This is a genomic window from Pseudonocardia yuanmonensis (assembly GCF_039542425.1).
GTDB lineage: Bacteria > Actinomycetota > Actinomycetes > Mycobacteriales > Pseudonocardiaceae > Pseudonocardia > Pseudonocardia yuanmonensis.
In genome coordinates this window covers 87,703-111,466 of sequence record NZ_BAABIC010000014.1, presented here as the reverse complement: position 1 = coordinate 111,466, position 23,764 = coordinate 87,703, and the positions used below count along the sequence as shown (strand labels likewise).

21 protein-coding genes, 1 tRNA gene and 1 riboswitch are annotated in these 23,764 nt (G+C 75.4%); of the genes, 8 read left to right on the top strand and 14 right to left on the bottom strand.

Going from position 1 to position 23,764, the window contains the following annotated elements; genetic code table 11:
• The first annotated feature begins 256 nt into the window (after positions 1–256).
• The gene (locus tag ABD990_RS20880; protein WP_345382323.1) at positions 257–2,116 is read left to right on the top strand and encodes a wax ester/triacylglycerol synthase domain-containing protein; all 1,860 of its coding nucleotides are present in this window, start codon (positions 257–259) and stop codon (positions 2,114–2,116) included.
• Positions 2,070–2,666: a flavodoxin domain-containing protein gene (locus ABD990_RS20875; protein ID WP_345382322.1), complete on the top strand. Its 597-nt coding sequence runs from the start codon at positions 2,070–2,072 to the stop codon at positions 2,664–2,666. The genes ABD990_RS20880 and ABD990_RS20875 overlap by 47 nt, the downstream gene beginning before the upstream one ends.
• Before the next feature lie 66 nt (positions 2,667–2,732).
• Here ABD990_RS20875 and cobT read toward each other — a convergent pair whose 3' ends face one another.
• Together cobT and ABD990_RS20865 are read right to left on the bottom strand one after the other, a co-directional pair.
• Entirely contained in the window at positions 2,733–4,454 is a 1,722-nt protein-coding gene (cobT, locus tag ABD990_RS20870; RefSeq protein ID WP_345382321.1) for a nicotinate-nucleotide--dimethylbenzimidazole phosphoribosyltransferase, read from the bottom strand.
• Positions 4,451–4,879, bottom strand: a complete 429-nt coding sequence (locus tag ABD990_RS20865; RefSeq protein ID WP_345382320.1) for a hypothetical protein — start codon at positions 4,877–4,879, stop codon at positions 4,451–4,453. Before ABD990_RS20865 ends, cobT begins: the two co-directional genes overlap by 4 nt.
• A 4-nt stretch (positions 4,880–4,883) precedes the next feature.
• Positions 4,884–5,055, bottom strand: a riboswitch (cobalamin riboswitch).
• Between the two features lie 181 nt (positions 5,056–5,236).
• Here ABD990_RS20865 and ABD990_RS20860 point away from each other — a divergent pair.
• Positions 5,237–5,312, top strand: a tRNA-Gly gene (locus ABD990_RS20860).
• 9 nt (positions 5,313–5,321) lie between these two features.
• Here the strand turns inward: ABD990_RS20860 and ABD990_RS20855 are convergent.
• The 8 genes from ABD990_RS20855 to ABD990_RS20820 form a co-directional block, all read right to left on the bottom strand.
• Positions 5,322–5,906, bottom strand: coding sequence for a histidine phosphatase family protein (locus ABD990_RS20855; RefSeq protein ID WP_345382319.1), 585 nt, complete (start codon positions 5,904–5,906; stop codon positions 5,322–5,324).
• The gene (gene cobA / locus ABD990_RS20850) at positions 5,903–7,114 is read right to left on the bottom strand and encodes a uroporphyrinogen-III C-methyltransferase (protein ID WP_425569630.1); all 1,212 of its coding nucleotides are present in this window, start codon (positions 7,112–7,114) and stop codon (positions 5,903–5,905) included. Before cobA ends, ABD990_RS20855 begins: the two co-directional genes overlap by 4 nt.
• Positions 7,115–7,276: 162 nt before the next feature.
• Positions 7,277–7,675, bottom strand: coding sequence for a cobalamin biosynthesis protein (locus tag ABD990_RS20845; RefSeq protein ID WP_345382318.1), 399 nt, complete (start codon positions 7,673–7,675; stop codon positions 7,277–7,279).
• A 38-nt stretch (positions 7,676–7,713) separates the two neighbouring features.
• Positions 7,714–9,102: a cobyrinic acid a,c-diamide synthase CobB gene (locus tag ABD990_RS20840; RefSeq protein WP_345382316.1), complete on the bottom strand. Its 1,389-nt coding sequence runs from the start codon at positions 9,100–9,102 to the stop codon at positions 7,714–7,716.
• A complete protein-coding gene (cobO, locus tag ABD990_RS20835; protein ID WP_345382315.1) occupies positions 9,096–9,710 on the bottom strand; it encodes a cob(I)yrinic acid a,c-diamide adenosyltransferase in 615 nt (204 codons plus the stop codon). Before cobO ends, ABD990_RS20840 begins: the two co-directional genes overlap by 7 nt.
• Positions 9,711–9,765: 55 nt before the next feature.
• Positions 9,766–11,958, bottom strand: coding sequence for a putative cobaltochelatase (locus tag ABD990_RS20830; protein ID WP_345382313.1), 2,193 nt, complete (start codon positions 11,956–11,958; stop codon positions 9,766–9,768).
• Positions 11,955–13,475, bottom strand: a complete 1,521-nt coding sequence (locus ABD990_RS20825) for a cobyric acid synthase (RefSeq protein WP_345382410.1) — start codon at positions 13,473–13,475, stop codon at positions 11,955–11,957. The genes ABD990_RS20830 and ABD990_RS20825 overlap by 4 nt, the downstream gene beginning before the upstream one ends.
• 24 nt (positions 13,476–13,499) lie before the next feature.
• Entirely contained in the window at positions 13,500–14,699 is a 1,200-nt protein-coding gene (locus ABD990_RS20820; RefSeq protein ID WP_345382312.1) for a right-handed parallel beta-helix repeat-containing protein, read from the bottom strand.
• 481 nt (positions 14,700–15,180) lie between these two features.
• On the opposite strand from ABD990_RS20820, the gene ABD990_RS20815 reads away from it, so the two are divergent.
• Positions 15,181–16,041 (top strand): SURF1 family cytochrome oxidase biogenesis protein, encoded by an 861-nt coding sequence (locus ABD990_RS20815; RefSeq protein ID WP_345382311.1) that lies wholly within the window; start codon positions 15,181–15,183, stop codon positions 16,039–16,041.
• A 1,288-nt stretch (positions 16,042–17,329) separates the two neighbouring features.
• Here the strand turns inward: ABD990_RS20815 and ABD990_RS20810 are convergent.
• Entirely contained in the window at positions 17,330–18,394 is a 1,065-nt protein-coding gene (locus tag ABD990_RS20810) for a cobalamin biosynthesis protein (protein WP_345382310.1), read from the bottom strand.
• Positions 18,395–18,427: 33 nt separating this feature from the next.
• Between ABD990_RS20810 and ABD990_RS20805 the strand changes: the two genes are divergently transcribed.
• Complete coding sequence (locus ABD990_RS20805) at positions 18,428–19,063, top strand: flavin reductase family protein (protein ID WP_345382309.1); 636 nt, start codon at positions 18,428–18,430, stop codon at positions 19,061–19,063.
• A gap of 5 nt (positions 19,064–19,068) precedes the next feature.
• On the opposite strand, the gene ABD990_RS20800 is transcribed toward ABD990_RS20805, so the two are convergent.
• Both ABD990_RS20800 and ABD990_RS20795 read right to left on the bottom strand, forming a co-directional pair.
• Positions 19,069–19,248, bottom strand: coding sequence for a hypothetical protein (locus ABD990_RS20800; protein ID WP_345382308.1), 180 nt, complete (start codon positions 19,246–19,248; stop codon positions 19,069–19,071).
• Between the two features lie 190 nt (positions 19,249–19,438).
• Positions 19,439–21,124 (bottom strand): AMP-binding protein, encoded by a 1,686-nt coding sequence (locus ABD990_RS20795; RefSeq protein WP_345382307.1) that lies wholly within the window; start codon positions 21,122–21,124, stop codon positions 19,439–19,441.
• Between the two features lie 163 nt (positions 21,125–21,287).
• Between ABD990_RS20795 and ABD990_RS20790 the strand changes: the two genes are divergently transcribed.
• Both ABD990_RS20790 and ABD990_RS20785 read left to right on the top strand, forming a co-directional pair.
• Positions 21,288–21,764 (top strand): hypothetical protein, encoded by a 477-nt coding sequence (locus tag ABD990_RS20790; protein ID WP_345382305.1) that lies wholly within the window; start codon positions 21,288–21,290, stop codon positions 21,762–21,764.
• A gap of 173 nt (positions 21,765–21,937) precedes the next feature.
• The gene (locus tag ABD990_RS20785; RefSeq protein ID WP_345382303.1) at positions 21,938–22,354 is read left to right on the top strand and encodes an SsgA family sporulation/cell division regulator; all 417 of its coding nucleotides are present in this window, start codon (positions 21,938–21,940) and stop codon (positions 22,352–22,354) included.
• Here ABD990_RS20785 and ABD990_RS20780 read toward each other — a convergent pair.
• Positions 22,332–22,964 carry a DUF5709 domain-containing protein gene (locus ABD990_RS20780; RefSeq protein ID WP_345382302.1) on the bottom strand — a complete coding sequence of 211 codons (633 nt, stop codon included), beginning with the start codon at positions 22,962–22,964 and terminating at the stop codon, positions 22,332–22,334. The genes ABD990_RS20785 and ABD990_RS20780 overlap by 23 nt on opposite strands.
• A gap of 94 nt (positions 22,965–23,058) precedes the next feature.
• Here ABD990_RS20780 and ABD990_RS20775 point away from each other — a divergent pair, with 94 nt between their 5' ends.
• Complete coding sequence (locus ABD990_RS20775; RefSeq protein ID WP_345382301.1) at positions 23,059–23,739, top strand: TetR/AcrR family transcriptional regulator; 681 nt, start codon at positions 23,059–23,061, stop codon at positions 23,737–23,739.
• The last annotated feature ends 25 nt before the right edge of the window (positions 23,740–23,764 follow it).

The window sequence follows — 23,764 nt, the reverse complement described above, 5'->3', positions numbered from 1 at the left end:
GGGCGGGTGGCCCGGGGAGCGACGCCGTTCGGCACCGCCGGGCGGCGGCACCGCAGCGGGATTACGGGGACCTTCGGTCCGGGGCGGGCGGGGGCGTTCGGCTATGGCCGTCCCCGCTGCCGAGGCCTTAGCGTCGCGAGCCGCGTGCACCCGCCCGGACACGGTCCGGTGTTCGCGAGCCGCGTCGACGGCCGCGTTCGGTACCCGCCCGCGGTGGCCGTGCCGACACGGGTGGACGCGGCGGAGGAGGTGCGGGATGGGCGTGCGGCGGTTGAGCCTGGGCGAACTGGCCACCGTCTGGGTCGACGAGCCGTCGGCGCCGTTCCAGATCGCTCTGGTGGGTGTGTTCGATGCCGGCCCCCTTCGGCGGACGGACGGGACGGTCGACACCGAGCGGGTGCGCGCGGAGCTGGCCCGTCGGGCTCAGCGGGTGCCGGCGCTGCGGAGACGGGTCGTCGTGCCGGGCCGGGGACGCGGGAGGCCGTTCTGGGTCGACGACGCCGATCCGGAACCCGAGAGGCAGGTCGGGGTGGTGTCGCTGCCGCCGGGCGAGGAGTTCCTCTCCTGGTCCGCGCAGCAGATCGTGCGCCCGTTGGGCGTGCGCGGTGCCCTCTGGCGCGCCGAGGTGGTCGACGGGCTCGGCGAGGATCTGTTCGGGCTGATCGTCGTCGTCCACCACGTGCTCGCCGACGGGCTCGCCGGCGTCGCGCTCGCCACGTCGTTGCTGGACACCGGGGCCGATGTCGAGGACCCGCCGCGGGTCACCCGACCACCGACCCGCGGGCCCGCCGAAGGCGGAGGGGGCCCACCTGAAGAGGCGGCGGTCCGGGCGAGAAGCATTACCGGCCGAGTCCGGACGGGCCTGTCGCGGATCGCCCACGCCGCCGGCGACCTCCGCACCCGGGCGCCGGTCACGTCGCTCTCGCTCCTCACAGGGTCGGAGCGGCACCTGGCGGCGGTGCGCCGGCCGCTGGAGGACCTGCGGTCGGCGGGCCACCGGTGGGGTGTGACGGTCAACGACCTGCTGCTGGCCGCGGTGACCAGTGGGCTGCGGGAGCTCCTGCTCTGCCGCGGCGATCCGCTGCCGGCCGCTGGCCTCCGCGCGTCGGTGCCGGTGGGGTCACGCGGGTCGGGCCAGCCGACCGGGATCCTGCTGGTCGACCTACCGGTCGCCGAACCGGACCCGCTGCGTCGGCTCGCCGACATCCGCGACAGCACCGCCCGCCTGAAAGGCCGGCTGCGGTCCGGCGGCGGCGACGTGCTCGTCGTCCTCCACCTGCCGCTGCCCCTGGCCAGGCGGGCCGTGCGCTGGATGCGGCGGGTCGGCGGGCGGCGGATCAACCTCTTCGTCACCAACGTGCCCGGGCCCACCGGGCCGCTGTGGCTGGCCGGCGCCCGCCTGCTCGAGGCCTGTCCGGTCGCGCCACTGATCCGCGGGCTCGCGCTCGACGTCGCCGCCCTGTCGTACGCCGGCACGCTGCACGTCGGGATCAACGCCGCCGGCGAGGTCAGCGACCTGGACGTGGTCGCCGCCGAGATGGAGCACTCCTTCACCGCGCTGGTGCACGCGGCGCAGGCGGGCCGACGGTTGCCCGCCGCACCCGACCCCCGGCTTCCTCTCGCGCACGCCCGGGAAGTGATCGAGAACTCCGTCGAGATCGGCCGCGACCCGGCCACGGTGTTCGCCTTCATGACCGATCCCCGCCACGAGCCGGACTGGAACCCGCGGCTGCTCGCCGTCGAGCAGCTCACCCCCGCACCGATCGGGGCCGGTACACGGTTCCGCATGCGGTTCGGGCTCGGCGTCGGCGAGAGCACCGTGACCTACGTCGACTTCGAGGCCCCGCGGCGCTGGACCGCGACCAGCACCTCACGACACCTCGACGTGCACCTCGAAGGCCTCGTCCACCCTGCCGGGTCGGGATCCCGACTGGTCCTCCGCACCCGGCTGCGCCCCCGCGGGCCCCTACGCCCCCTGGCCCCCCTGTTGCGACACCACCTGCAACGGGCATGGACCCGCAACCTCGACGCCGTCAGATCCCAGCTGGACCGGGAGACAGGAGACGACCATGCGAGTCGCAGTGGTGTTCGAAAGCCTGTACGGCAACACCCATGAGGTCGCCGAGGCGGTCGCTGCGGGCGTGGCCGACGCCCGGCCCGACGCCCAGGTCGAGCTGCACCGGGTCGGCGACGCCGACCCGCAACGGGCAGCGGCCGCGGACCTGCTGATCGTCGGCGGGCCCACGCACATGCGCGGCATGACCACCGGGCTGAGCCGCAAGATGGGCGTGTCGGCGGAGCAGAAGAAGGACCCCGAGGAGCGCCACGACCTCGAACCCGGCGCCGAGGGTCCGGGCGTCCGGGACTGGTTCCACGAGCTGCCGAAGACCGGTGACCATCGGCCCGCCGCCGCCTTCGACACGCGCATCGCCGCTCGCATGGCCGGCGGTGCCGCCCCGGGTATCGCCCGACGGCTCCGCCACCACGGATACGAGGTCATCGCCGACCCCGAGCCCTTCTACGTGCAGGACAACGGAGAGGGCCCGCTCAAGGACGGGGAGACCGACCGCGCGCGCGCCTGGGCCGCCGGTCTGGTCCGGCAGGCGAGGACCACCGTCGGGAATCCGACTCGGACCGGTGCGCCGCCTGGGGCGTCCACCACGTGACGCGCGGTTCCGGGTTCGCGATCCAGTGATCGTTCGCGCCGGTCGGCGCGCCGGCTCGTCCGCTCCTCAGGCGTCCTTGTCCGCCACCCCCGCGGCGTCGAAGGTGGCGACGTCGGCGAGCGCCCGCGCCGCCCCCTGTACCACCGGCAGGGCCAGCAGGGCGCCGGTCCCCTCCCCCAGCCGCATGCCGAGGTCGAGCAGCGGCTCCAGGCCGAGGTGCGCCATGGCGATCCGGTGCCCCGGCTCGGCCGAGCGGTGCCCGGCGACGCAGGCGGCCACGGCGTCGGGCGCGAGCGCCGAGACGACGAGGGCGGCGGCCCCGGCGTTGACGCCGTCGAGCAGCACAGGCACGCGCAGCGCGGCGGCGCCGAGGACGAACCCGACGATCCCGGCGTGCTCGAGCCCGCCGAACGCCGCGAGGAGGCCGAGCCCGTCGGCCGGGTCGGGCGCACGGAGCGCCAGCGCCTGCCGGACGACAGCCGTCTTGCGGACGAGCGTCTCGTCGTCGATCCCGGTGCCCCGCCCGGTCGCCTCGGCGGGGTCCGCGCCCGTGACGGCGCAGATCAGCGCGGCCGCGGCGGTGGTGTTGGCGATGCCCATGTCGCCGGTCACCAGGCACCGGTTGCCGGCGGCGACCAGGTCCCGCGCCACCTCGATGCCGGCCTCGACCGCCCGACGGGCCTGGTCGCGGGTCAGCGCCGGACCGGTCGTCATGTCCGCGGTGCCGTCGGCGATCCGGCGCGGGAGCAACCCGGGCACGGGGTCGAGGGGAGCCGCGACGCCGACGTCGACGACCTGGACCTCGGCGCCGAGCTGGCGGGCGAACGCGTTGACGACCGCCCCGCCGGCCAGGAAGTTCCCGACCATCTGGGCGGTGACCTCCTGCGGCCAGGGGCTCACCCCCTGGGCGTGCACGCCGTGGTCCCCGGCGAACACCGCGACGGCCGCGGGCTCGGGCACCGGTGGCGGGCACTGCCCGGCGATCCCGGCCAGCCGCACCGCGAGGTCCTCGACCCGACCGAGCGAGCCGCGCGGCTTGGTCATCCGGTCGAGCCGGTCCCGGGCCTCCGCCGCCGCGGCGGCGTCGGCGGGCCGGATCGCGGCCACGGTCTCGTCGAGCAGGGTCATCGCCACCTCCCCGGGCAGCGCCCGGTCTCCGTACCGCTCCTGGTGCACCGCCCACCCGAGCGGACGCCGGCGGGCCCAGCCCGCGGTCGCCAGCTCCGGCTCCGGCGCGAACTCGCGCACGTGCCCCAGGCACAGGTACGCCACCACCTCGACGTGCGCGGGCAGCCCGAGCAGGTCGGCGAGGGCGCGCAGCCCGGCGTCGTCGAAGAAGCTGACCCAGCCGACGCCGAGGCCCTCGGCCCGCGCCGCCAGCCACAGGTTCTGCACGGCCGAGGCCGTGGAGTGCGCGGCCATCTCGGGGCGCCCGTACCGGCCGAGGACGTGCCGGCCCCCGCGCGTGGGATCCGAGGTGACCACGACGTTGACCGGGGTGTCGAGCACCGCCTCGACCTTGAGCGCGCCGAACGCCTCCGCCCGGGCGCGGGGCAGGGACGCGGCGAACGCGTCCCGCTGGGCCGCGACCAGCCCGGCCACGCGCTCGCGGGTCGCCCGGTCCCGCACCACGACGAAGTCCCAGGGCTGTGAGAACCCGACACTCGGCGCGGCGTGCGCGGCCTCGAGCACGCGGCGCAGCGCGGCGTCGTCGACGGGCTCGTCCGGCAGGAAGCCGGTCCGGACGTCCCGCCGACCGTGGACGACCTCGTAGAAGTCCCCGCTCACCACGGCATCGGGCTCAGCCGCGGCGGCACCAGCGAGACACCGGGGCGGGCTTCGGCGCGAATCCCGGCGACCCGCAGGCCGTCGAGCAGCGCCCGGCAGCCCGGGCTGGTGGCGGGGTCTCCGGGCACCGCGAGCACGACCCGCCGCGACCCGAGGCCGACCAGGTCGGCGACGGCGGCGACCGCCCCGGCCAGGTCGGGCAGCCGCTCGACGCGCCAGGCCTCCGCGTAGAACAGGACCGTCGACTCGACGTCCGGGGTGGCGAGGACGGCGTCGGCGGCGGCGAGCAGGTCGGCGCCCGCGGCGGTGTCGGCGGTGTCGGGATCACCCCCGCCGGTCCCGAGAACCGTCACGGTGGGGGTGCGCGCAGCGGTGGCGCGACCGTCGCCGGTCATCCAGGCCTCCTCGAGGGTCCGCGCCCTCATCGTCGAAAACCGTGCGACGGCGGCGAGTGTCCTGGCTCCCGGATCGACACGCGCCTCCCGGCCTTCCCGCCCCGCGGGGCAGTGGCCATCGGGCGGGGACGCGCTCCCCGGTCACAGTGGCGGGACCGCACCGGATTCACACCGGCTTCCTCCACTGCCGTCGACCACGACGACATCACGCGGCGGCCCGAGAAGCAAGCCGCCCGGGGTCACACCCGGTCGATCGGTGAGGCTCACTGCCGCATCGGCCCGTCGCGCCGGGTGATCACCCCCTGGTCGGAGCACGGCCGCGGGTGGGGTACTGTTGTCCGTGTCGGTGCGAGCAGCCCGACGGGTCCCGGGAGACCGGGTGCCAGTGCGGACGTAGCGCAGTTGGTAGCGCATCACCTTGCCAAGGTGAGGGTCGCGGGTTCGAGTCCCGTCGTCCGCTCCACGACCTTCGTCAGCGGAGCTGAGGCACGCGTCCCGCCCGCTCCCACCTGCCCGGCCCGACCGGTCGCAGGTCGACGACCGTGCCGTTGGGCGGGAGCTCCCGCGGCGCCTCCTCGACCGACAGCCCGCAGGCTGCGGCGACCAGCGCCCGCAGCGTCTCCCCGTGGGTCACCAGCACGACCGCTCCGGCCGTGGGCAACCCGCGCAGCAGCCGCGCGGCCCGCGTGTGCAGCTCCCGGCCCGTCTCGCCGCCCGGTGGCGCCCAGTCCGGGTCCGCGGCCGCCAGCGCCGCCGCGCAGTCCGCCGCCGGTCGGCCCTCCCACTCACCGTGCGACTGCTCACGCAGCCCGGGGCAGTCCCGCACCGGCAGGCCGAGGACCCGCCCGATCACCGCGGCCGTCTCCGCCGCCCGCCGCTGCGGACTCGTGAGGACCACGGTGACCGCGGCGACCCGCAGCGCCCGCGCCACCGCGAGGGCCTGGGTGCGGCCCCGCGCCGTCAGCCCCACGTGCGCGGTGCGGCCCTGCAGCAGCCCGGCGGCGTTCCAGGTGCTCTCGCCGTGCCGGACCAGGTGCAGCACCGGTGCGGTGCTCACCCCTCGGCCGACAGCCCCGCCACCGGGCCGATCACGACGATCGCCGGCGGGCTGATCTCCTGCTCCTCGACCTGCACCGCGACCGTGCCGAGGGTGGCACGCAGGGTGCGCTGGATGCGGGTGGTGCCGTCCTGGATCACGCCGACCGGGGTGTCGGCGGGCCGGCCGTACTCGATCAGCGCGGCGGCGAACTGCGCGATCCGCTCGACGGCCATCATCAGCACGATCGTGCCGCGCATCCGGCCGAGGGCCTCCCAGTCGACCAGGCTGCGCGGGTCGTCCGGCGCGACGTGCCCGGACACGACGACGATCTCGTGCGCCACCCCGCGGTGGCTGACCGGGATCCCCGCCACGGCCGGCGCGGCGAAGGCGCTGGTGATCCCGGGGACGACCGTGACCGGCACCCCGGCCGCGGCGCAGGCCTGGACCTCCTCGAAACCGCGTCCGTAGACGAAGGGGTCACCGCCCTTGAGCCGCACGACGAACTTCCCGGCCCTGGCGTGCTCGACCAGCAGCTCGTTGATCCGCTGCTGGGCCATCGCGCGGCCGTAGGGGATCTTGGAGGCGTCGATGACCTCGACGTCCGGACCCAGCTCCTCGATCAGGTCGCGCGGCCCGAGCCGGTCGGCGACCACGACGTCCGCCCGGGACAGCAGCCGCCGCCCGCGGACGGTGATGAGCTCCGGGTCGCCCGGCCCGCCGCCGACCAGCGCGACGCCCGGCAGCACCGGGTCGGCGGAGTCGGACACCACGCCGGCCTGCAGGGCCTCGACCAGCGCGGTCCGCACGGCGGCGGAACGGCGGTGGGCGCCGTGGGCAAGGACGCCGACGGTGAGGCCGTCGTACTGCCCGGTCGCGGGGGTGACGGCGGTGCCGAGGCGCCCGTCGTCCGCCCGGACGCAGAACACCCGGCGGCGCTCGGCCTCGGCGCCGACGGCCGCGTTGACCTCCGGGTCGTCCGTGCAGGCGAGGGCGTACCAGGCGCCGTCGAGGTCGCCGTCGGCGTACCGGCGCGGCGTCCAGGTGATCTCGCGGGCCGAGGCCATGCCCTCGACGGCCGGGGTCACCTCGGGCGAGACCACCTCGACGAGCGCGCCCGACGCGATCAGCCGGGAGACCCGGCGCTGCGCGACCTGCCCTCCCCCGACGACGACCACCTTGCGCCCGGCGAGCTCGAGGCCGACGAGGTACTGGTCGTGCTGGGTCACGTGCAGGTCCTTCCGCGGATCGCCCCGGCGGGCTGGTCGTGGGCCGGCGTGCCCTGGAGAGCGGGAGCGGGCACACCCGGTGCCACCCCGGGTTCCCTGTCGCCGACCGCGGAAGCATAACGAGCCGACGATCCGAGCTGAACGGTCCCGACCTGTGCTCGCCTATCCCGATGGGGAGTTCCCGCTGGTCAAGGAGGTGTGCTCGACGCGGGCGGCGGCGACCGTCACATCCCCCACGATCGTCTTGGGCACCACGAGCCGCGGGCACGGGCCGTGTTCGGCCGCCACGAGCAGCGCCGCGGCCTCGGCCACGGAGGGGGTGCCGACCGCCTCGCCGACGCGCGCGCTGCCCGGCACGGCGACCGCCGCGAGCGCCGCCGCGGGCCGCACCTCCAGCCCCGCGGGCGCGATCGCCGCGAGGATCCCCTGCTCCCCCGCCTTGGCCTCCACCGAGGCGTAGACGACGTCCGGCTCCTCGCCGACCGCGTCCCGCACGACCTCGAGCGCGGCCCGCACCGCCCCGGCCGACACCCCGCGCCGCGCCCCGATCCCCACCACCACCCGTGAGCCGCAACTGCCCCCAGAAGGGCAGCTGCCGCTCACGACCCGACCTGAGCTGCGGGAACGTGCGCCGCGAGGAAGCGGGTCACGGAGTCCGGCGTGCCCGCCGGGTGCGTGTGCAGGAACGACGCGTGCACCCCGCCCACGACGAACCCCTCCGGTTCCCCGCCGCGCCAGCCCCACGCCGCGGCCGTTCCGGCACGCGGCGTGACCGCGCAGTGGTGGAACTCGTGCCCGCTGACCCGCTGCCCCGCGGCGAAGCCCGTCGAGTCGCTCAGCGCCACGGCGTCCCGGTAGCCGAGGGTCAGCCGGCCGGTCATCGCGGCGGTGGCGTCGAGGGCCCCGACCAGCGGCACGCCGTCGAGCTCCCGGCACAGGTAGAGCAGCCCGCCGCACTCGGCGCGGACCGGCGCCCCGGCGGCCGCCAGCGCGCGGATCGCCTCCAGGAGCCCGGTGTTGGCGCCGAGGTCGCGGACGTGTTCCTCCGGGAATCCCCCGGGCAGGACGAGCCCGCCGACACCTGCGGGGAGCGTCTCGTCGCGCAGCGGGTCGACGAGCACGACCTCGGACCCCGCCGCCTCCAGCAGCTCGACGTGCTCGGCGTAGCCGAAGCTGAACGCCTCCCCGCCCAGCACCGCCGTCCGGAGCCCCGCCGGGGCGCGGAAGCCGCCCAGCTCGGCCGCCGGCTCCCAGCCCGGACCGGGCGGGAGCGGCTCGGCGACCCGCACGACCGCGTCGAGGTCGACGTGCTCGGCCACCAGCGCCGCCATCGCGTCGACCGCCGCGGTCGCCGCCGCACCGTGCTCCACCGCCGTCACCAGACCGAGGTGCCGGGAGGGCACGGCCAGCTCGGCACGCCGGGGCAGGACGCCGAGCACCGGCAGCCCGATCTCGTCGCACGCCGCGCGCAGCACCTCCTCGTGCCGCGCCGACCCGACCCGGTTGAGGATCACCCCCGCGAGGCGTGCTCTGCCGATGGCCGCTCCGCCTGCGCTCCGCGGCGTCGGGTCGAAGCTGCGGAACCCGTGCAGCAGCGCCGCCACGGACCGCGACTGCCCGCGGCAGTCCACGACGAGCACCACGGGCGCGCCGACCATGGCCGCGACCTGGGCCGTCGAGCCGTAGCCGTCGGCCACCCGCCCGTCGAACAGCCCCATGACGCCCTCGATCACGGCGATCTCGCAGCCGGCGGCCCCGTGCCGCACCAGCGGCCCGATCCGCTGCTCGCCGACGAGGACCGGGTCGAGGTTCCGGCCCGGCCGTCCGGCGGCAAGGGTGTGGTAGCCGGGGTCGATGTAGTCCGGCCCGATCTTGAACGGCGCGACGGCGCTCCCCCGCCGGGTCAGCGCGGCCATGAGGCCGGTGGCGACCGTCGTCTTCCCGGACCCCGACGCCGGGGCCGCGACGACGAGCGCGCGGGCTACCACTCGATCCCCCGCTGCCCCTTCTGCCCGGCGTCCATCGGGTGCTTGATCTTGGTCGTCTGCATGACGAGGTCGGCGGCCTCGATCAGCTCCGGCGGCGCGTCCCGCCCGGTGACGATCACGTGCTGGCGACCCTCGCGCGCGGTGAGCACCTCGACGACCTCGTGCACGTCCACCCAGCCCCATTTCAGCGGGTAGGTGAACTCGTCGAGCACGTAGACCTCGTGGACCTGGTCCTCGATCCGGCGGCGGATCTCCCGCCAGCCCTCGAGGGCCGCGGCGGCGTGGTCCTCCTCGGTCCCGGTCTTGCGGCTCCAGCTCCAGCCCGAGCCCATCTTGTGCCACTCCACGGGCCCGCCCTCGCCGGTCTGCTCGTGCAGCCGGCCGAGCGCGCGGAAGGCCTCCTCCTCGCCGACCTTCCACTTCGCCGACTTCACGAACTGGAACACGCCGATCGACCACCCCTGGTTCCAGCCGCGCAGGGCCAGCCCGAAGGCCGCCGTCGACTTGCCCTTCATCTCCCCGGTGTGGACCACCAGGAGCGGGCGGTTGCGGCGCTGGCGCGTGGTGAGCCCGTCCTGCGGAACGGTCGAGACCCTGCCCTGGGGCATCGTCGTCCTCCCTGGTCAGTGGTGATCGTGAGTGTCTACTGCCCCGCCAGGGGCACTAGGCACTCACGGCGGAGGTGAGATCGGCGACCGTGAGGTCGTCGACCGCGATCACGGGGGCGCCGGCGGCCGCGGCGACCCGACCGGCGAGACCGAGCTTCACGAAGCCGGACTCGCAGTCGACGACCACGGTGTGCACGCCGTCGGCGGCGAGCAGTCCGGCCGCGCGACGGGCGTCGGCCACGGGGTCCCCGCCGGGCTTCGCGGCCACCGTGGCCCGTCCGTCCGTCAGCAGGACGACGAGCGGGCGGCGCCGCGGGTCCCGCACCCGCTCGGCGGCGAGGGTCCGCCGGGCGAGCAGGAGGCCGTCGGCGAGCGGGGTGCGGCCGCCGGTGCGCATCGCGGCCATGCGGACCTGGGCCGTCGGGACGCTGGTCGTCGGCGGCAGGACGAGCTCGGCGCCGGCGGAGCGGAAGGTCACCAGGCCGACCTTGTCCCGGCGCTGGTAGGCGTCCCGGAGCAGGGCCAGCACGGCGCCGGACACCGTCGCCATCCGCTTGCGGGCGGCCATCGACCCCGAGGCGTCGACGACGAACAGCACCAGGTTCCCCTCACGGCCCTCGCGCAGCGCCGCGCGCAGGTCGGCACGCTGCAGCAGCAGGCCCGGGCCGCGGCGGCCGCGCTCGTGCTGGAAGGGGGCCGCGGCGGCGATCGTCGCGGGCAGGTGCAGGTCCGCCGCCCGGCGGGGGGTGGCGTCCGCGGGCCGGACGACGCGTCCGGTGTCGGTCCGGGCGCGGGAGCGACGGCCCGGTGCGCCGTCACCGACGCCCGGAACGGTGAACCGCCGCGCCGCGACACGGCTCAGCCGGGCGGGGGTCCCGACGGGCATCGCGCCGCCGGCGCCCATGACCTCCGGACGGTCCTGCGGGGCCTCGACCGGCTCGCCCGCGTCGGGTCCTGCGCTGCCGCCGGGCTGCTCGGGACCGGGCCGGTCCGGGGCGGGCTGGTCGGGGCCGGGCCGGTCGGCCCGACCGCGGGGCGGGGCCGGGGCCCGGGCGGGTCCGGCCTCCCCGTCGCCGCCGGCCGAAGAGTCGGGGTCGGTCGAGCCGTCGGGGCCGCCGTCCGGGCCGGGGTCGCCGTCGTCCGGGGTCCCGCCGCCCGGATCGTCGTCCGGGTCGGTCGGGTCGGTCGGGTCGGTCGGGTCGGTCGGGTCGTCGGGCCCGAGGTCCTCCTCGGCCTCCCGCAGCGCCTCCTCGAGGTCCTTCTCGTCGATGCCGGGCTCGTCGAAGGGGTCGCGGCGGCGCCGGTGCGGCAGGGCGAGCCGCGCCGCGACCCGCACGTCCTCCTCGGCGACGGCCGCGGCGCCCCGCCACGCCGCGTGCGCCACCGCGGTCCGGGCGATGACGAGGTCGGCGCGCATGCCGTCGACGTCGAACCGCGCGCACACGAACGCGATGCGCCGCAGCTCCCGGTCGCTCAGCCGTACTGCCCCGACCCGGTCCCGCGCGCCGACGATGCGCGCCGCGACCTCGGCGTCGGCCGCGGCCCAGGCCCCCGCGAACCCGGCCGGGTCGGCCTCGAACGCCATCCGCCGCCGGACGACCTCGACGCGGGTGTCGACCTCGCGCGCCGCGCGGACCTCGACGGTCAGCCCGAACCGGTCGAGCAGCTGCGGCCGCAGCTCGCCCTCCTCCGGGTTCATCGTCCCGACCAGCAGGAACCGCGCCGCGTGGGAGACCGAGACGCCGTCCCGCTCGACGTGCGCGCGGCCCATGGCGGCGGCGTCGAGCAGCAGGTCGACGAGGTGGTCGTGCAGCAGGTTGACCTCGTCGACGTAGAGCACGCCGCGGTGCGCCTCGGCCAGCAGCCCGGGCTGGTAGGCGCGGGTGCCCTCGGACAGCGCCTTCTCCAGGTCGAGCGAGCCGACCAGCCGGTCCTCGGTGGTCCCCACGGGCAGCTCGACCAGCCGCGCGGGCCTGGTCGTGGAGCCGCCGGAGTGCGGCGCGTCGGGGCAGGACGGATCGGGTGCCGCCGGGTCACAGCCGAACCGGCACCCCTGCACCACCTCGACCGCCGGCAGCAGCGCCGCGAGCGCCCGCACCGCCGTCGACTTGGCGGTGCCCTTCTCGCCGCGCACCAGCACCCCGCCGACACCCGGGTGCACGGCGTTGAGGATCAGGGCGAGACGCAGGTCGTCGTGCCCGACGACCGCCGAGAACGGGAAGGTCGTGCTGCTCGCGGTCGTGCTCATCGCCGCGACTCTGCCAGACCGGTCCCCAGCACCGGGAGATCCGCGGGAGCACCGTGACTGATCACATGCTCGAGTGACGCCAGGTCGAGGTGCTGCTCGACGAGGTCCGCGAGCAGGTCGAGCTGGGCGGTCCGCTCGGCGGCGAACGACGTGTCGGGGGCCGCACGGAACCCGGACCGACCTGACTGTTCGGCGAGCCGGGCCAGCAGGAGGCGGCGGAAGGAGTCGTTCTCCAGCAGCCCGTGCCAGTGGGTGCCGAGGACGGTGCCGGCGTCGGACCCCTCCCCGTCGAGCAGCTGCGGGTCCCCGGAGCGCACGACGCGGCCGTGGTGGATCTCGTAGCCGGTCACCGGCTCGCCGGACGCGGTCCCGCTGGGGGTGCCGAGGTGCTTCTCGGGGTCAAACGCGATCTCCAGGTCGAGCAGCCCGAGCCCGGCGACGTCGGCGCCGCCGGGCACCTCCACACCCGAATCGGTGATCCGCCGGCCGAGCATCTGGTACCCGCCGCAGATCCCCAGGACCGGCTTGCCGTCGGCGGCGTGCGTCGCGATCGCGTCGGCCAGGCCCGACGCCCGGAGCCAGGCCAGGTCCGAGACGGTCGCCTTGGACCCGGGCAGCACGACGACGTCCGCATCGAGGAGCCGCGACGGCTCGGTCACGTACCGCACGGCCACGCCGGGCTCGCAGGCCAGGGCCTCCGCGTCGGTCGCGTTGGAGATCCGCGGCAGCCGGACCACCGCGACCCGCAGCCACTGCGCGCCGAGCGGCGGTGCCGGGCGCCCGAGCACCCCGTCGGCGACCGCGGAGAGGGAGTCCTCGGCGTCGAGCCAGAGCCGGTCCGACCAGGGGATCACGCCGAGGGTCGGCCGCCCGGTCAGCGCCCGGAGCTGGTCCAGCCCGGGCGCGAGCAGGGCGGGGTCGCCGCGGAACTTGTTGATCACGAAGCCGGCGATCCGGGCCTGGTCCGTCGGGTCGAGGACGGCGAGCGTGCCGAACAGGTGCGCGAGCACGCCGCCGCGGTCGATGTCCCCCACCACGATCACGGGCAGGTCGGCGGCCTGGGCGAGGCCCATGTTGGCCAGGTCGGTCGCCCGCAGGTTGATCTCGGCCGGCGAGCCTGCGCCCTCGCAGACGACGACGTCGAAGCGGGAGCGCAGCTCGGCCAGGGTCTCCGTGACGACCTCGAGCAGCGCGGCGGTCCGGGTCCGGTAGGACAGCGCGGAGACGTGCCCGTCCGCCCGGCCCCGGACCACCACCTGCGAGGTCCGGTCGCTGCCCGGCTTGAGCAGCACCGGGTTGAACGCGACGCTCGGCTCCAGCCCGCAGGCGTGCGCCTGCATGGCCTGGGCCCGGCCGATCTCCCCGCCGTCGACGGTGACGACGGAGTTGTTGCTCATGTTCTGGGCCTTGAACGGGGCGACGGACACCCCCCGCCGGCGCAGCCAGCGGCAGATGCCCGCCACCAGGGCGCTCTTGCCGGCGTCGGACGTCGTACCCGCCACCAGCAGGGCGCCGATCGGATCCACGCCGAGCAGTCTCCGTCAGAACAGGCGGCAGAGGCCCGGCGGGGTGCTGCGGAGGCCGAGGTTGCCCGTCCAGGTGCCCGCGGTGCCGCTGCCCCTGCTCTGGTCGCTGCAGTCGGAGACGGCGTTCTGGAAGGAGCGGTTGCCCGTGACGGTGACGCCGCTGTTCGCACCCTCGAGCAGGATGCCGGTACCGGTGCCCTGGGCGACGGTGTTGCCGCGGATCGTGCCGGACGTCTGGTCCTCGAACCGGATGCCGTTCAGCCGTCCGACCACCGTGTTGGTGCCGACGAGCAGGCCGGTGTTCTTCACCGCGCTGAAGGCCTGACCCACCGAGATGCCGTTCTTCGCCCCGCCGGTGAGGACGTTGCCGGTGATCGCCACGTTCCTCGTCGCCCCGCCGACGAGGATGCCCGTGCCGACGGCCGTCGTGGCCGTCGGACGACGGACCACCTGGTTGTTCGCGACGACCGTGCCGTCGGCGTTGGTGACGACGGCGAAGGTGGCGTCGTCGATGCTCTGGTTGCGCTCGATGCGCAGGCCCGTCGAAGGGTTGGCCGGGTCGCCCGCGGTGTTGACGGCCGCCGCGGCGTTGCCGTCGTGGCCGCTGAACAGGTTGTCCGAGATCGTGAGGTTGTTGGCGGGCCCCGACGAGAGGAAGACGCCCGCCTGGCCGCCGGCGCCGTTGTTCTCCGCGAAACGGTTGCGGGTCACCGAGCTGGCGATCTGACCGTTCGAGTTCATGTTCACGCCGAAGCTGAAGCGCGTGACCACGTTGTTCGTGATCGTGATGCCGGAGCCGCGGCCGACGGCGAGGACGCCGCCCGTCGTCGCGGTGGACTGCGTGGGGTTGCTGATCGTGAACCCGTCGATGCGGACGTTCGAGACGCCGGCGGCGACGGTGAAGCCCGAGCCTCCCCTGCCGTCGACCACGGACTCCGCCCTGAGGTCCGTCCGGCCGGTGCGGGCGTCGACGCCGACCCGGGCGCCGAGCAGCGTGATCGGCTTGGTGAGCGTGATGCCGCCCGGGTAGGTGCCGGGGCAGACGGTGACGGTGGCGTTCGGCGGTGCCGCCGCGATGGCCGCGGCGAGGTCCGGGGGCGCGTTCCCGCAGCCGACCGGGATCGCTCCCGGCGGCGGGGCCTGCGCCGGGACCGCGGCGGGCGCTGCCCGGCCCGCGGCGGGCGCTACCTGCGCGGCGGGCGCTGCCTGGCCCACGGCGGGTGCTGCCCGGCCCACAGCGGGTGCTGCCTGGCCCGCGGCGGGCGCTGCCTGGCCCACGGCGGGTGCTGCCCGGCCCACAGCGGGTGCTGCCTGGCCCCCCGCAGCGGGCTCCGCGGCGCCCGCGGTGCCCGCGCCGGCGACCGCGATCCCCGCGGCGATCACCGCGATCAGCACCGGGCGGGCCGTGCGGCCCCTGTCCGTCCGCGGTGCCCCGCGCACAGCACTCCCCCTCATGGAACGCCCCCTCAGACGTGACCCGGTCGCGGCCGGAGGCCGCGCTCCTCGGGATGCGCGAAGGATGGCGGTGGGTGAGCAGCGCGACGCCGAGCTCCACCGGGCCGGGTGACACGTGCCAGCCCACCGGGTGACCGCGGGCACTCCCGGCGATCGGAGGCCGTCCCGACCGGTGCTGCCGGAGCGCGGCCGGCGTCGAGGCGGCGGCACCCCTCCTCGGCGGGACGCCTACCGTAGGGGCATGCGCTTCCTGCTGCGCCCCGGCTGGATCGCCTTCGTGGTGGTGGTCGTCGGCTTCGCCGTGGCGTGCTACACGCTGCTCGCCCCCTGGCAGTTCGGGCGCGAGGAGCAGCGCCGGGCGCAGCAGCACGCGATCGACGTCGCGAACACCACCCCGCCGGTGCCGTTCGCGCAGCTGGTGCCCGGCACCGTGATCGACGCCGACGACGAATGGCGTCAGATCACGCTCTCCGGCACGTACCTTCCCGAGGCCGAGGCGCTGGTCCGGCTGCGGGTCGTCGACGGCAAGCCCGCCTCCGAGGTGCTCACCCCGGTCCGGCTCGACGACGGCCGCACCGTCGCCGTCGACCGCGGCTCGATCACCACGGACGACGGCGCGGCCATCCCGGACTTCCCCGCCGCGCCCCCCGGGCCGGTCACCCTGAGCGGCCGGCTCCGCGTGAACGAGGCCGACACCAGCGGCCGTGCGCCGTCCACCGAGGGCGGCCACCTGCAGATCTACGCGGCGAACTCCGGCCGGCTGGCCGCCGCGACCGGCACGCGCGACATGGTCGAGGGGTACGTCCAGCTCGCCGCCGGCCAGCCGGGCGTCCTGACACCGATCCCGGTCACCCCCGCCACCACCGCGGCCCCGTTCACCAACGGCTCGTACGCCCTGCAGTGGCTCACCTTCGGCGCCATCGCGATCATCGCGCTCGGCTACTTCATCCGGCTCGAGCTGCTGCAGCGGCGCGGCAGGCGCGAGACCCGGGCGAGCCTGCGGGACGCCCTCGCGGGCCGGGACCTCGACCCCTCCGTCGACGACGACCCCGCCCCGAGCAAGCCCGACGCCGACGACCGCGACACCCCCGCCCCCCACTGACGCCGCCGCGGCCCTCGTGATCGCGGCCCTCGTGATCAGGGCCTCGTGATCAGGGCCTCGTGATCAGGGCCTCGTGATCAGGGCCTCGTGCTCAGGGCCTCGTGATCAGGGCCTCGTGATCAGGGCCTCGTGATCAGGGCCTCGTGATCAGGGCCTCGTGATCAGGGCCTCGTGATCAGGGCCTCGTGATCAGGGCCTCGTGATCAGGGCCTCGTGATCACGGCCCGCGGTACCTCCCGGCCAGGGGGCGGCTGCCCTGCGCCACGGGTGACGATCGAGCGTGACCGCGCACCCCACCGCACTGTGATCACCGTCGCGGTCTCTGGCAACCCTCGACGGCCGCCCCGCATCGTCATCAGCAATCTCCGCTGCCGTCGCGGCTTGCACACGCCACGTAAGACCTCGCGGCGGAGTTCTCTCGCCGGCCGAGGCCCTGGGCTCCTGCCGTGATCACCACCGGCGGTACCTCCCGGCCTCCCACGACCCGCCCTGCACCACCAGCAGCGATCACCGCTGCCGCGGCCCCGGCCTGCCGCGCGCCGCATCGAGAAGGAGCTGAGGGCTGAGTTCGACCGCCTACCGAGCCCTCAGCTCCTGTTGATCGAGGAGGGGCGGGCGATCTCGGCCGCGATCACCGTCCAGATCGCCGCTTGTGACACCTGGCGGCCACCCATGGCCGGTATCGGTCACGGCCGGCGATCATGAAGGCGCAGGACCTGAGGGGCGGTCCGGCGGTCGGCGCGTCATGAGCCCCGGCTCCACTCCGACGCCACCCGCTTCCGCCCTCGGATGCGCGAGCATTGCAAAGGTGTCTCCACACACCCTTGACCTGGGTCGACAGGAAGCCCAGCGCCGACTTGGACCGCTGATCCAGCCCTTGGCTCCTGCGGTCATCACCACCGGCGGTACCTCCCGGCCACCCACGACCGCCCTGCACCACCAGCAGCGATCACCACTGCCGTCAGCCCGGCCTGCCGCGCGCCGCATCGAGAAGGAGCTGAGGGCTGAGTTCGACCGCCTACCGAGCCCTCAGCTCCTGTTGATCGAGGAGGGGCGGGCGATCTCGGCCGCGATCACCGTCCAGATCGCCGCTTGTGACACCTGGCGGCCACCCATGGCCGGTATCGGTCACGGCCGGCGATCATGAAGGCGCAGGACCTGAGGGGCGGTCCGGCGGTCGGCGCGTCATGAGCGCGGGCTCCACTCCGACGCCACCCGCTTCCGCACCCGGATGCGCGAGCATTGCAAAGGTGTCTCCACACACCCCTGACCTGGGGCGACCGGAAGCTCAGCGGCGGAGGCGCGACGCCACGATCACCGCCACACCCGCGGCGGCCAGCCCGACCGCGCGGGAGAGCCGGGCCGCGCGGACGAGGTCGGCGGGTACCGGGGCGGGGCCGTGGCCGAGGACGGGCCGGTCCTCCGCGCCGTACGCGTACTCGGTCCGCCCGCCGAGCCGGACCCCGAGCGCCCCGGCGGCCGCGGCCTCCACCGGCCCCGCGTTCGGGCTGGGGTGCTCGCGGGCGTCGCGGCGCCAGGCGGCCAGCGCGGCGCCCGGGCGCCCGCCGACGAGCGGAGCCACCACCGCCGTCAGCAGCGCTGCCAGCCGGGCGGGAAGCAGGTTGGCGAGGTCGTCCAGGCGCGCGGAGGCCCAGCCGAAGCGGGTGTAGCGGGAGGAGCGGTACCCGACCATCGCGTCGAGCGTGTTGACCGCGCGGTACCCCAGGAGCCCAGGCACACCCGCCACTGCGCCCCACACCAGCGGGGCGACCACGGCGTCGGACGTGTTCTCCGCCAGCGACTCCACGCCCGCCCGGGCCATCCCGGCCGCGTCGAGCAGGGCGGGGTCCCGGGCGCAGAGGTGCGGGATGCGGGCCCGCGCGGCCTCCAGATCGCCCTGCTCCAGCGATCTCCCGAGCGCCGCCCCCTCGCGCACCAGCGACGTGCCGCCGAGCACGGCCCACGTCGCCGCCGCGGTGAGCAGCACGGACGTCACCGGGCCCAGCCCACTCCCGGCGCGCGGAGCCACCGAGCACCGGCCCACCGCGCGTCCCGCAGCACCCACCTGCACACCCCGCCCGCGCGAGTCGGTCCACCCGACACCCCGCCCGACCACGCGCTCCCCCACCACGCCGGCCAGCACCGCACCACCGACCAGCGCCCCGGTGTAGACCGCACCGGCGGCCCGGGAGTCCGTGTACAGCCGTCGTTCCAGCCCGGCGGCGATCCGGCCGAAGCCCGCGACCGGGTGCCCGCGCCGGGGATCGGCGAGGACGAGGTCGGCCGCCACCCCGAGCGCCAGGCCCCACGCCCGCGTCGAGCCGGGGGACCGAGGGAGGAGGGGACGCCGCATGCCGGTCACCGTATCCCGGGGGATGATCGGGGCATGCGCACGGACATCGACCCCGGCGAGCTGGGGCACGGCCGCTTCTACAAGGTGCTGACCAGCGTCGTCGTCCCGCGGCCCATCGCCTGGGTCTCCACCCGCTCGACCGCGGGCGTCGACAACCTCGCCCCGCACTCCTTCTTCACGGTCTCGTGCGTGGACCCGCCGATGGTGCAGTTCACGTCCGTCGGCAAGAAGGACTCGCTGCGCAACGCCACCGAGACCGGCGAGTTCGTGGTGTGCCTCGCGAACGAGGCGATGTTCGAGGCGGTCAACGCCACCGGCACGAACTTCCCCGCCGGCGTCTCGGAGTTCGCCGAGGTCGGGCTGACCGCCGAGCCGAGCCTGACCGTCGCGCCGCCGCGGGTCGCCGAGTCGCCCGTGGCACTGGAGTGCCGGCTGGAGCACGCCCTCGAGCTGGGCGACTCCACCGTCGTGATCGGGCGGGTCCTGCACGCCGCGATCGACGCCGACGTCTTCGAGACCGACGCGCGCGGCCACAGCCTGCCCGCGATCGACCGGCTCCGGCCGCTCGCCCGCCTGGGCCGCAACGAGTGGTCGACGATCGGCAAGGTCCTCGACATCACCCGCATCCCCTACGACGAGTGGCCGGGCCACTACCGCCGCGAGGACTGATCGGCCTACCGTGCCCGGCGGGCGTGCAGGTCGGCGGCGCGGGTGGCGATCTGGTGCAGGGTGCACGGCCAGACGACGCCGGAGCCGGCGTTGCGGCAGGCCGAACAGCGGCCGCGGCGGTCCGGCACGTGCTCGGCGAGCAACCGCCCGAAGACCTCGGGCATGTCCGCCAGCACGCCCGCCATCGGTCCGCTCCCCGGCCTGTACGCCCCGTCGCCTGCGGCCATCCGTCCCCTCCACGATCCGGTCGTGCGCCACCGCCGGTGAGGCGGCGACCGCCGGCGGTGACCCGCCGTCGCGCGCCGCGCCCCGGGGGCACGGCCCGTGCGAATCCCTACCCGACGGCCGGGCGGCGGACCCGCCCGGCCACGGCACCTACAGGGTGAACTCGCCCGACGGCGTCGCCTCCGGGTCGGCGTGCAGGTCGCCCTCACGCCCCCGCAGCTCGACCCGGCGGATCTTGCCGGAGATCGTCTTGGGCAGCTCGTGGAACTCCAGCCGGCGGATCCTCTTGTACGGAGCCAGGTTGTCCCGCGCGAACTGCAGGATGTCCTTCGCCGTCTCCTCGGTCGGCTCGTAGCCGGCGGCGAGCACCACGTAGGCTTTCGGCACCGCCAGCCGCACCGGGTCCGGCGAGGGCACGATCGCCGCCTCCGCCACCGCCGGGTGCTCGATCAGCACGCTCTCCAGCTCGAACGGGCTGATCCGGTAGTCGGAGGCCTTGAAGACGTCGTCGGCCCGGCCGACGTAGGTGATGTACCCGTCCGCGTCCCGGGACCCGACGTCGCCGGTGTGGTAGAAGCCGCCGGCCATCGCCTCGGCGTTGCGCTCGGGGTCGTCCTTGTAGCCGACCATGAGCCCGATCGGTCGCTGCGCCAGGTCGATGCAGATCTCGCCCTCGTCGGCCTTCTCCCCCGTCGCGGGGTCGATCAGCGCGATCGGGAACCCGGGCATCGGCCGGCCCATCGAGCCGGGCTTGATCGGCGAGCCGGGCGGGTTGGCGATCTGGACGCTGGACTCGGTCTGCCCGAACCCGTCGCGGATCTTCAGGCCCCAGGCCTTCTCGACCTGCTCGATCACCTCGGGGTTGAGCGGCTCGCCCGCGCCCACGACCTTAATCGGCGGGATGCGGAGCCCGGACAGGTCGGCCTGGATCAGCATGCGCCACACCGTGGGCGGGGCGCAGAAGCTGGTGACGCCGTACTTGTCGAGCACACCGAGCAGGTTGGACGCGTCGAACTTGGTGTAGTTCATGACGAGCACGGTCGCCTCGGCGATCCAGGGCGCGAAGACGTTCGACCACGCGTGCTTGGCCCAGCCGGGCGAGGAGATGTTGAGGTGGACGTCCCCGGGCTCGAGCCCGATCCAGTACATCGTCGACAGGTGGCCCACGGGGTAGCTCTGGTGCGTGTGCTCCACCAGCTTCGGCTTGGCGGTGGTGCCCGAGGTGAAGTACAGCAGCAGGGTGTCCGTGGCCCGGGTGGGCGCGTCCGGGGTGAACACCGCGGACTTCTCGTACGCGTCGGTGTAGTCCTCCCAGCCCGAGGGCGCGCCCCGGACGGAGATGCGGGTGTAGTCGCCCGGGACGTCGTCGAACTTGCCCGTGTCGTCCTTGCCGACGATCACGTGCTTCGCGTTGCCGCGGTCCACCCGGTCGCGGAGGTCCTCGGCGGTGAGCAGCGTGGTCGCGGGGATGACGACGGCGCCGAGCTTCATCGCCGCGAGCAGCGTCTCCCACAGTTCGAGCTGGTTGGCCAGCATGAGGACGATCCGGTCGCCGCGGGCGACACCGCGCTCGCGCAGCCAGTTCGCCACCCGGTTGGACCGCTCGGAGAGCTCGGCGAAGGTCCAGGACGCGTCGCTGCCGTCCGCCTCGATGATCCACAGCGCCTTGCGCGCACCGCGCTCCGGATCCGCGGCGACGGCGTCGAAGTGGTCGAGCGCCCAGTTGAACTCCGTGAGCTCGGGCCAGCGGAAGTCGCGCACGGCGGTGTCGTAGTCCGTGCGGTGCGCGAGGAGGAAGTCCCGCGCCGCGTAGAAGGCCGTGCTGCTCTCGGACATTGCACCTCACCAGGGGTCGGCGGCTCTGCTCTGCGGGAACCCTATTCGAGATCGCCCGCCGCGCCACGTCCGGTCGGGCAGGTCCGGTCGACGCCCTTCTCCCCTCGAACGTGGTCGGTGCGTCGCCACCGGGGAGGCGCACGCCGCAACTAGCGTGCCGCGCGTGGACGGGGCGAAGGCGCGCGCGGTCGGCGGACTCCTGACGGCGGGGGTGCTGACCCTGCTGCTCGCGGCCTGCGGGGGCGCCGCGCCCCCCTCCGGCCCGGGCGCGAGCGCACCGTCCGGATCGGCGGCCCCGTCGGCGACCTCACGGACGCAGCAGACCTCGCCGACGACGGTCCCCCAGGCCGCGCCGACCGGGACGCCCCTGCTGTGGCCGGTCACCGACCTGGCGGCCGCGCAGGACCTCCAGACGAAGGTCGACGGCGGCGCGCAGCCGTGGACCCTCGACCCGGAGGAGGTCGCGATCAGCTACGCCACCACCACCTACGGCTGGACCGACCCGGAGCCGACGTCGACGACACCCGGTTCGGTCGACCTCACCGACCCCTCGGGCGGGACCGCGCACGTCACGCTGGTCCAGCCGGTCCGGGCGGGGCCGACGGGCATCTGGGTCGTCTCCGCGGCCACCCGCGGCTGACCCCCGGCTCCGCAGAGCGGCTCGGACCCGCCCCCGACACCGCCGTCCGTCGCGGAACCGGTCACCAGAAAGGGTGAAAGGACCGCGAACCTGCTGCGTTCCGACGAGCGCCGCCGATTCCACCCGTGAGAGCCGCCCACACCGCCGGGCGGCCAGCGCCAGGGAGCCACGCCATGATGACCAGCGACTCGGTCCAGCAGGACATGTTCACCGTGCTGCACGGACAGCCCGCGCCCGTCGTCACGCGGTGGACGTACACCGCGACCGACCCGTTCGCGGTCACCCTCGCCGTCCGGACCAGGCAGGATCGGTGGGTCGAGTGGCTCGTCGCGCGGGACCTGGTCGTCGAGGCGCTGTCCGGGTCGGCCGGCTACGGCGACATCCGGATGAGCCCGCAGCTGGTCCAGGGCTACGACATCGTGGAGATCGAGATCCGCTCCACCGACGGCCGCGCCGTGCTCGAGGTCGACCGGGACCTGCTGCGGCACTTCGTCGAGTCGTCGGCGGAGCTGGTTCCGCTCGGTGAGGAGTCGGCGGCCCTGGACCTCGACCGGGTGATCGAGCAGATCACCCAGAGCTGCGAGGGCTGATCCCGGCGTCCCGGGCCCCGTCGACCCCGGGCACACCGCCCGTGTCCGGGTTCGCGTCGATCCGCGAGGCGGCGCCCGGCCGCTCCTGCGGTTCCGTCTCCTCCGCGAAGTCGCTGACCGCGTCCTCCTCGGCCTCGCCGGGCCGCTGGTCCTCGGACAGCTGCCGCGCGACCTCCGGGTCGTCGGCCGGGGACTCGTCCAGCACCGGCTCCATGTCCTGGTCGAGCTCGTGCACCGCGGCCTCCTCGGCCGACGCCGCCGCCCCGTCCACGCCGACGTCCTCCGCCACCGTCGCGGGGTCCTCGTCGGTGGCCCGGCCGTCGGGGCCCGCGTCCCGCGGGACCAGCCGCCCGGTGCGTGTCGTGTCGTGGGTCGCGTCCTCGGGCTCCTCGCGCTCGAGGCGGTCGTCGAGCGACTCGCCCTCGCGCATCCCGGCGGCGGTGACCGTCGGGTCGTCGACGCCGTAGGGCCGGTCCGCGGGTACGTAGCCGGCGTCGAGCGGGTCGCCGCCCGACGGGCCCGTCAACGCCTCCTCGTTGCCGAGATGGAGGGCCTCCACCAGGTCCGGCGCGGTGTCGAGGCCCTTCTCGTCCGCCTCGTGCTTCGCCATGGTCCTCCCATCCGAAGTTCCGGGCGCCGTCCGCGCCCTCGTGGACGCCTACCCCGGACGCCGCCTCCGCACACGCGACGTGGTCGGATAGGGCATGACCAGCGGCAGCAGCGCGGAAAGCGGCGCGGAGGGCGGCACGGGCGGGATCTCGGGCGGGATCATGCGCGGCGGCACGGACCGGTCGACGGCCGCGCCCCGGCCGATCCGCCCCCGCGACGCCGCCGTGACCCGCCGCGCGCTGCTCGCGGCCGGCCGGGAGCTGTTCGCCAGCGCCGGCTACGAGGGCACGACCGTGCGCGCCGTCGCCGAGCGTGCCGGTGTGAACCAGGCCCTGCTGTTCCGGCACTTCGGGTCGAAGGAGGGCCTGTTCGCCGAGGCGGTCACCGGGCAGGCCCTGGACCTGCTGCACGACGGGCCGCCCGAGCAGGTGCTGCCCCGCACGCTGGCCGCGATCCTGGCGACGGACGACGGCTCGGCCGACGACGTCACCCTCTTCCTCGCCGCGCTGCGCTCGGCCGGCAACACCGACGCCGCCGCCACGGTCCGGGAGGAGCTGCGGGTGGCGTACGGCGGCACGCTCGCCCGGCTCGTCGGCACGGACGACCCCGCCGACGCCGACCTGCGCGCGGAGCTCGCCCTCGCCTGGCTGCTGGGGATCGCGCTGCTGCGCAAGGTGATCCGCACCGAGGCGGTGGTCGCCGCGGACCCCGACACGGTGGTCGGGCACGTCACGCGCGCGGTCGACGCGCTCTTCGCCCCCGTCGGGCGGGGCTGACGGCGCGGCCGTCGGGCGAACGCCG

Bases quoted from the DNA above. Each gene is read 5' to 3' on its own strand.
- ABD990_RS20830 (WP_345382313.1), bottom strand. From the start codon at position 11,958: ATGAGCACGACCGCGAGCAGCACGACCTTCCCGTTCTCGGCGGTCGTC.
- ABD990_RS20880 (WP_345382323.1), top strand. From the start codon at position 257: ATGGGCGTGCGGCGGTTGAGCCTGGGCGAACTGGCCACCGTCTGGGTC.
- ABD990_RS20780 (WP_345382302.1), bottom strand. From the start codon at position 22,964: ATGGCGAAGCACGAGGCGGACGAGAAGGGCCTCGACACCGCGCCGGAC.
- ABD990_RS20800 (WP_345382308.1), bottom strand. From the start codon at position 19,248: ATGGCGGGCGTGCTGGCGGACATGCCCGAGGTCTTCGGGCGGTTGCTC.
- ABD990_RS20865 (WP_345382320.1), bottom strand. From the start codon at position 4,879: ATGAGGGCGCGGACCCTCGAGGAGGCCTGGATGACCGGCGACGGTCGC.
- ABD990_RS20805 (WP_345382309.1), top strand. From the start codon at position 18,428: ATGCGCACGGACATCGACCCCGGCGAGCTGGGGCACGGCCGCTTCTAC.
- ABD990_RS20810 (WP_345382310.1), bottom strand. From the start codon at position 18,394: ATGCGGCGTCCCCTCCTCCCTCGGTCCCCCGGCTCGACGCGGGCGTGG.
- ABD990_RS20815 (WP_345382311.1), top strand. From the start codon at position 15,181: ATGCGCTTCCTGCTGCGCCCCGGCTGGATCGCCTTCGTGGTGGTGGTC.
- ABD990_RS20775 (WP_345382301.1), top strand. From the start codon at position 23,059: ATGACCAGCGGCAGCAGCGCGGAAAGCGGCGCGGAGGGCGGCACGGGC.
- cobO (WP_345382315.1), bottom strand. From the start codon at position 9,710: ATGCCCCAGGGCAGGGTCTCGACCGTTCCGCAGGACGGGCTCACCACG.
- ABD990_RS20795 (WP_345382307.1), bottom strand. From the start codon at position 21,124: ATGTCCGAGAGCAGCACGGCCTTCTACGCGGCGCGGGACTTCCTCCTC.
- ABD990_RS20875 (WP_345382322.1), top strand. From the start codon at position 2,070: ATGCGAGTCGCAGTGGTGTTCGAAAGCCTGTACGGCAACACCCATGAG.
- ABD990_RS20785 (WP_345382303.1), top strand. From the start codon at position 21,938: ATGATGACCAGCGACTCGGTCCAGCAGGACATGTTCACCGTGCTGCAC.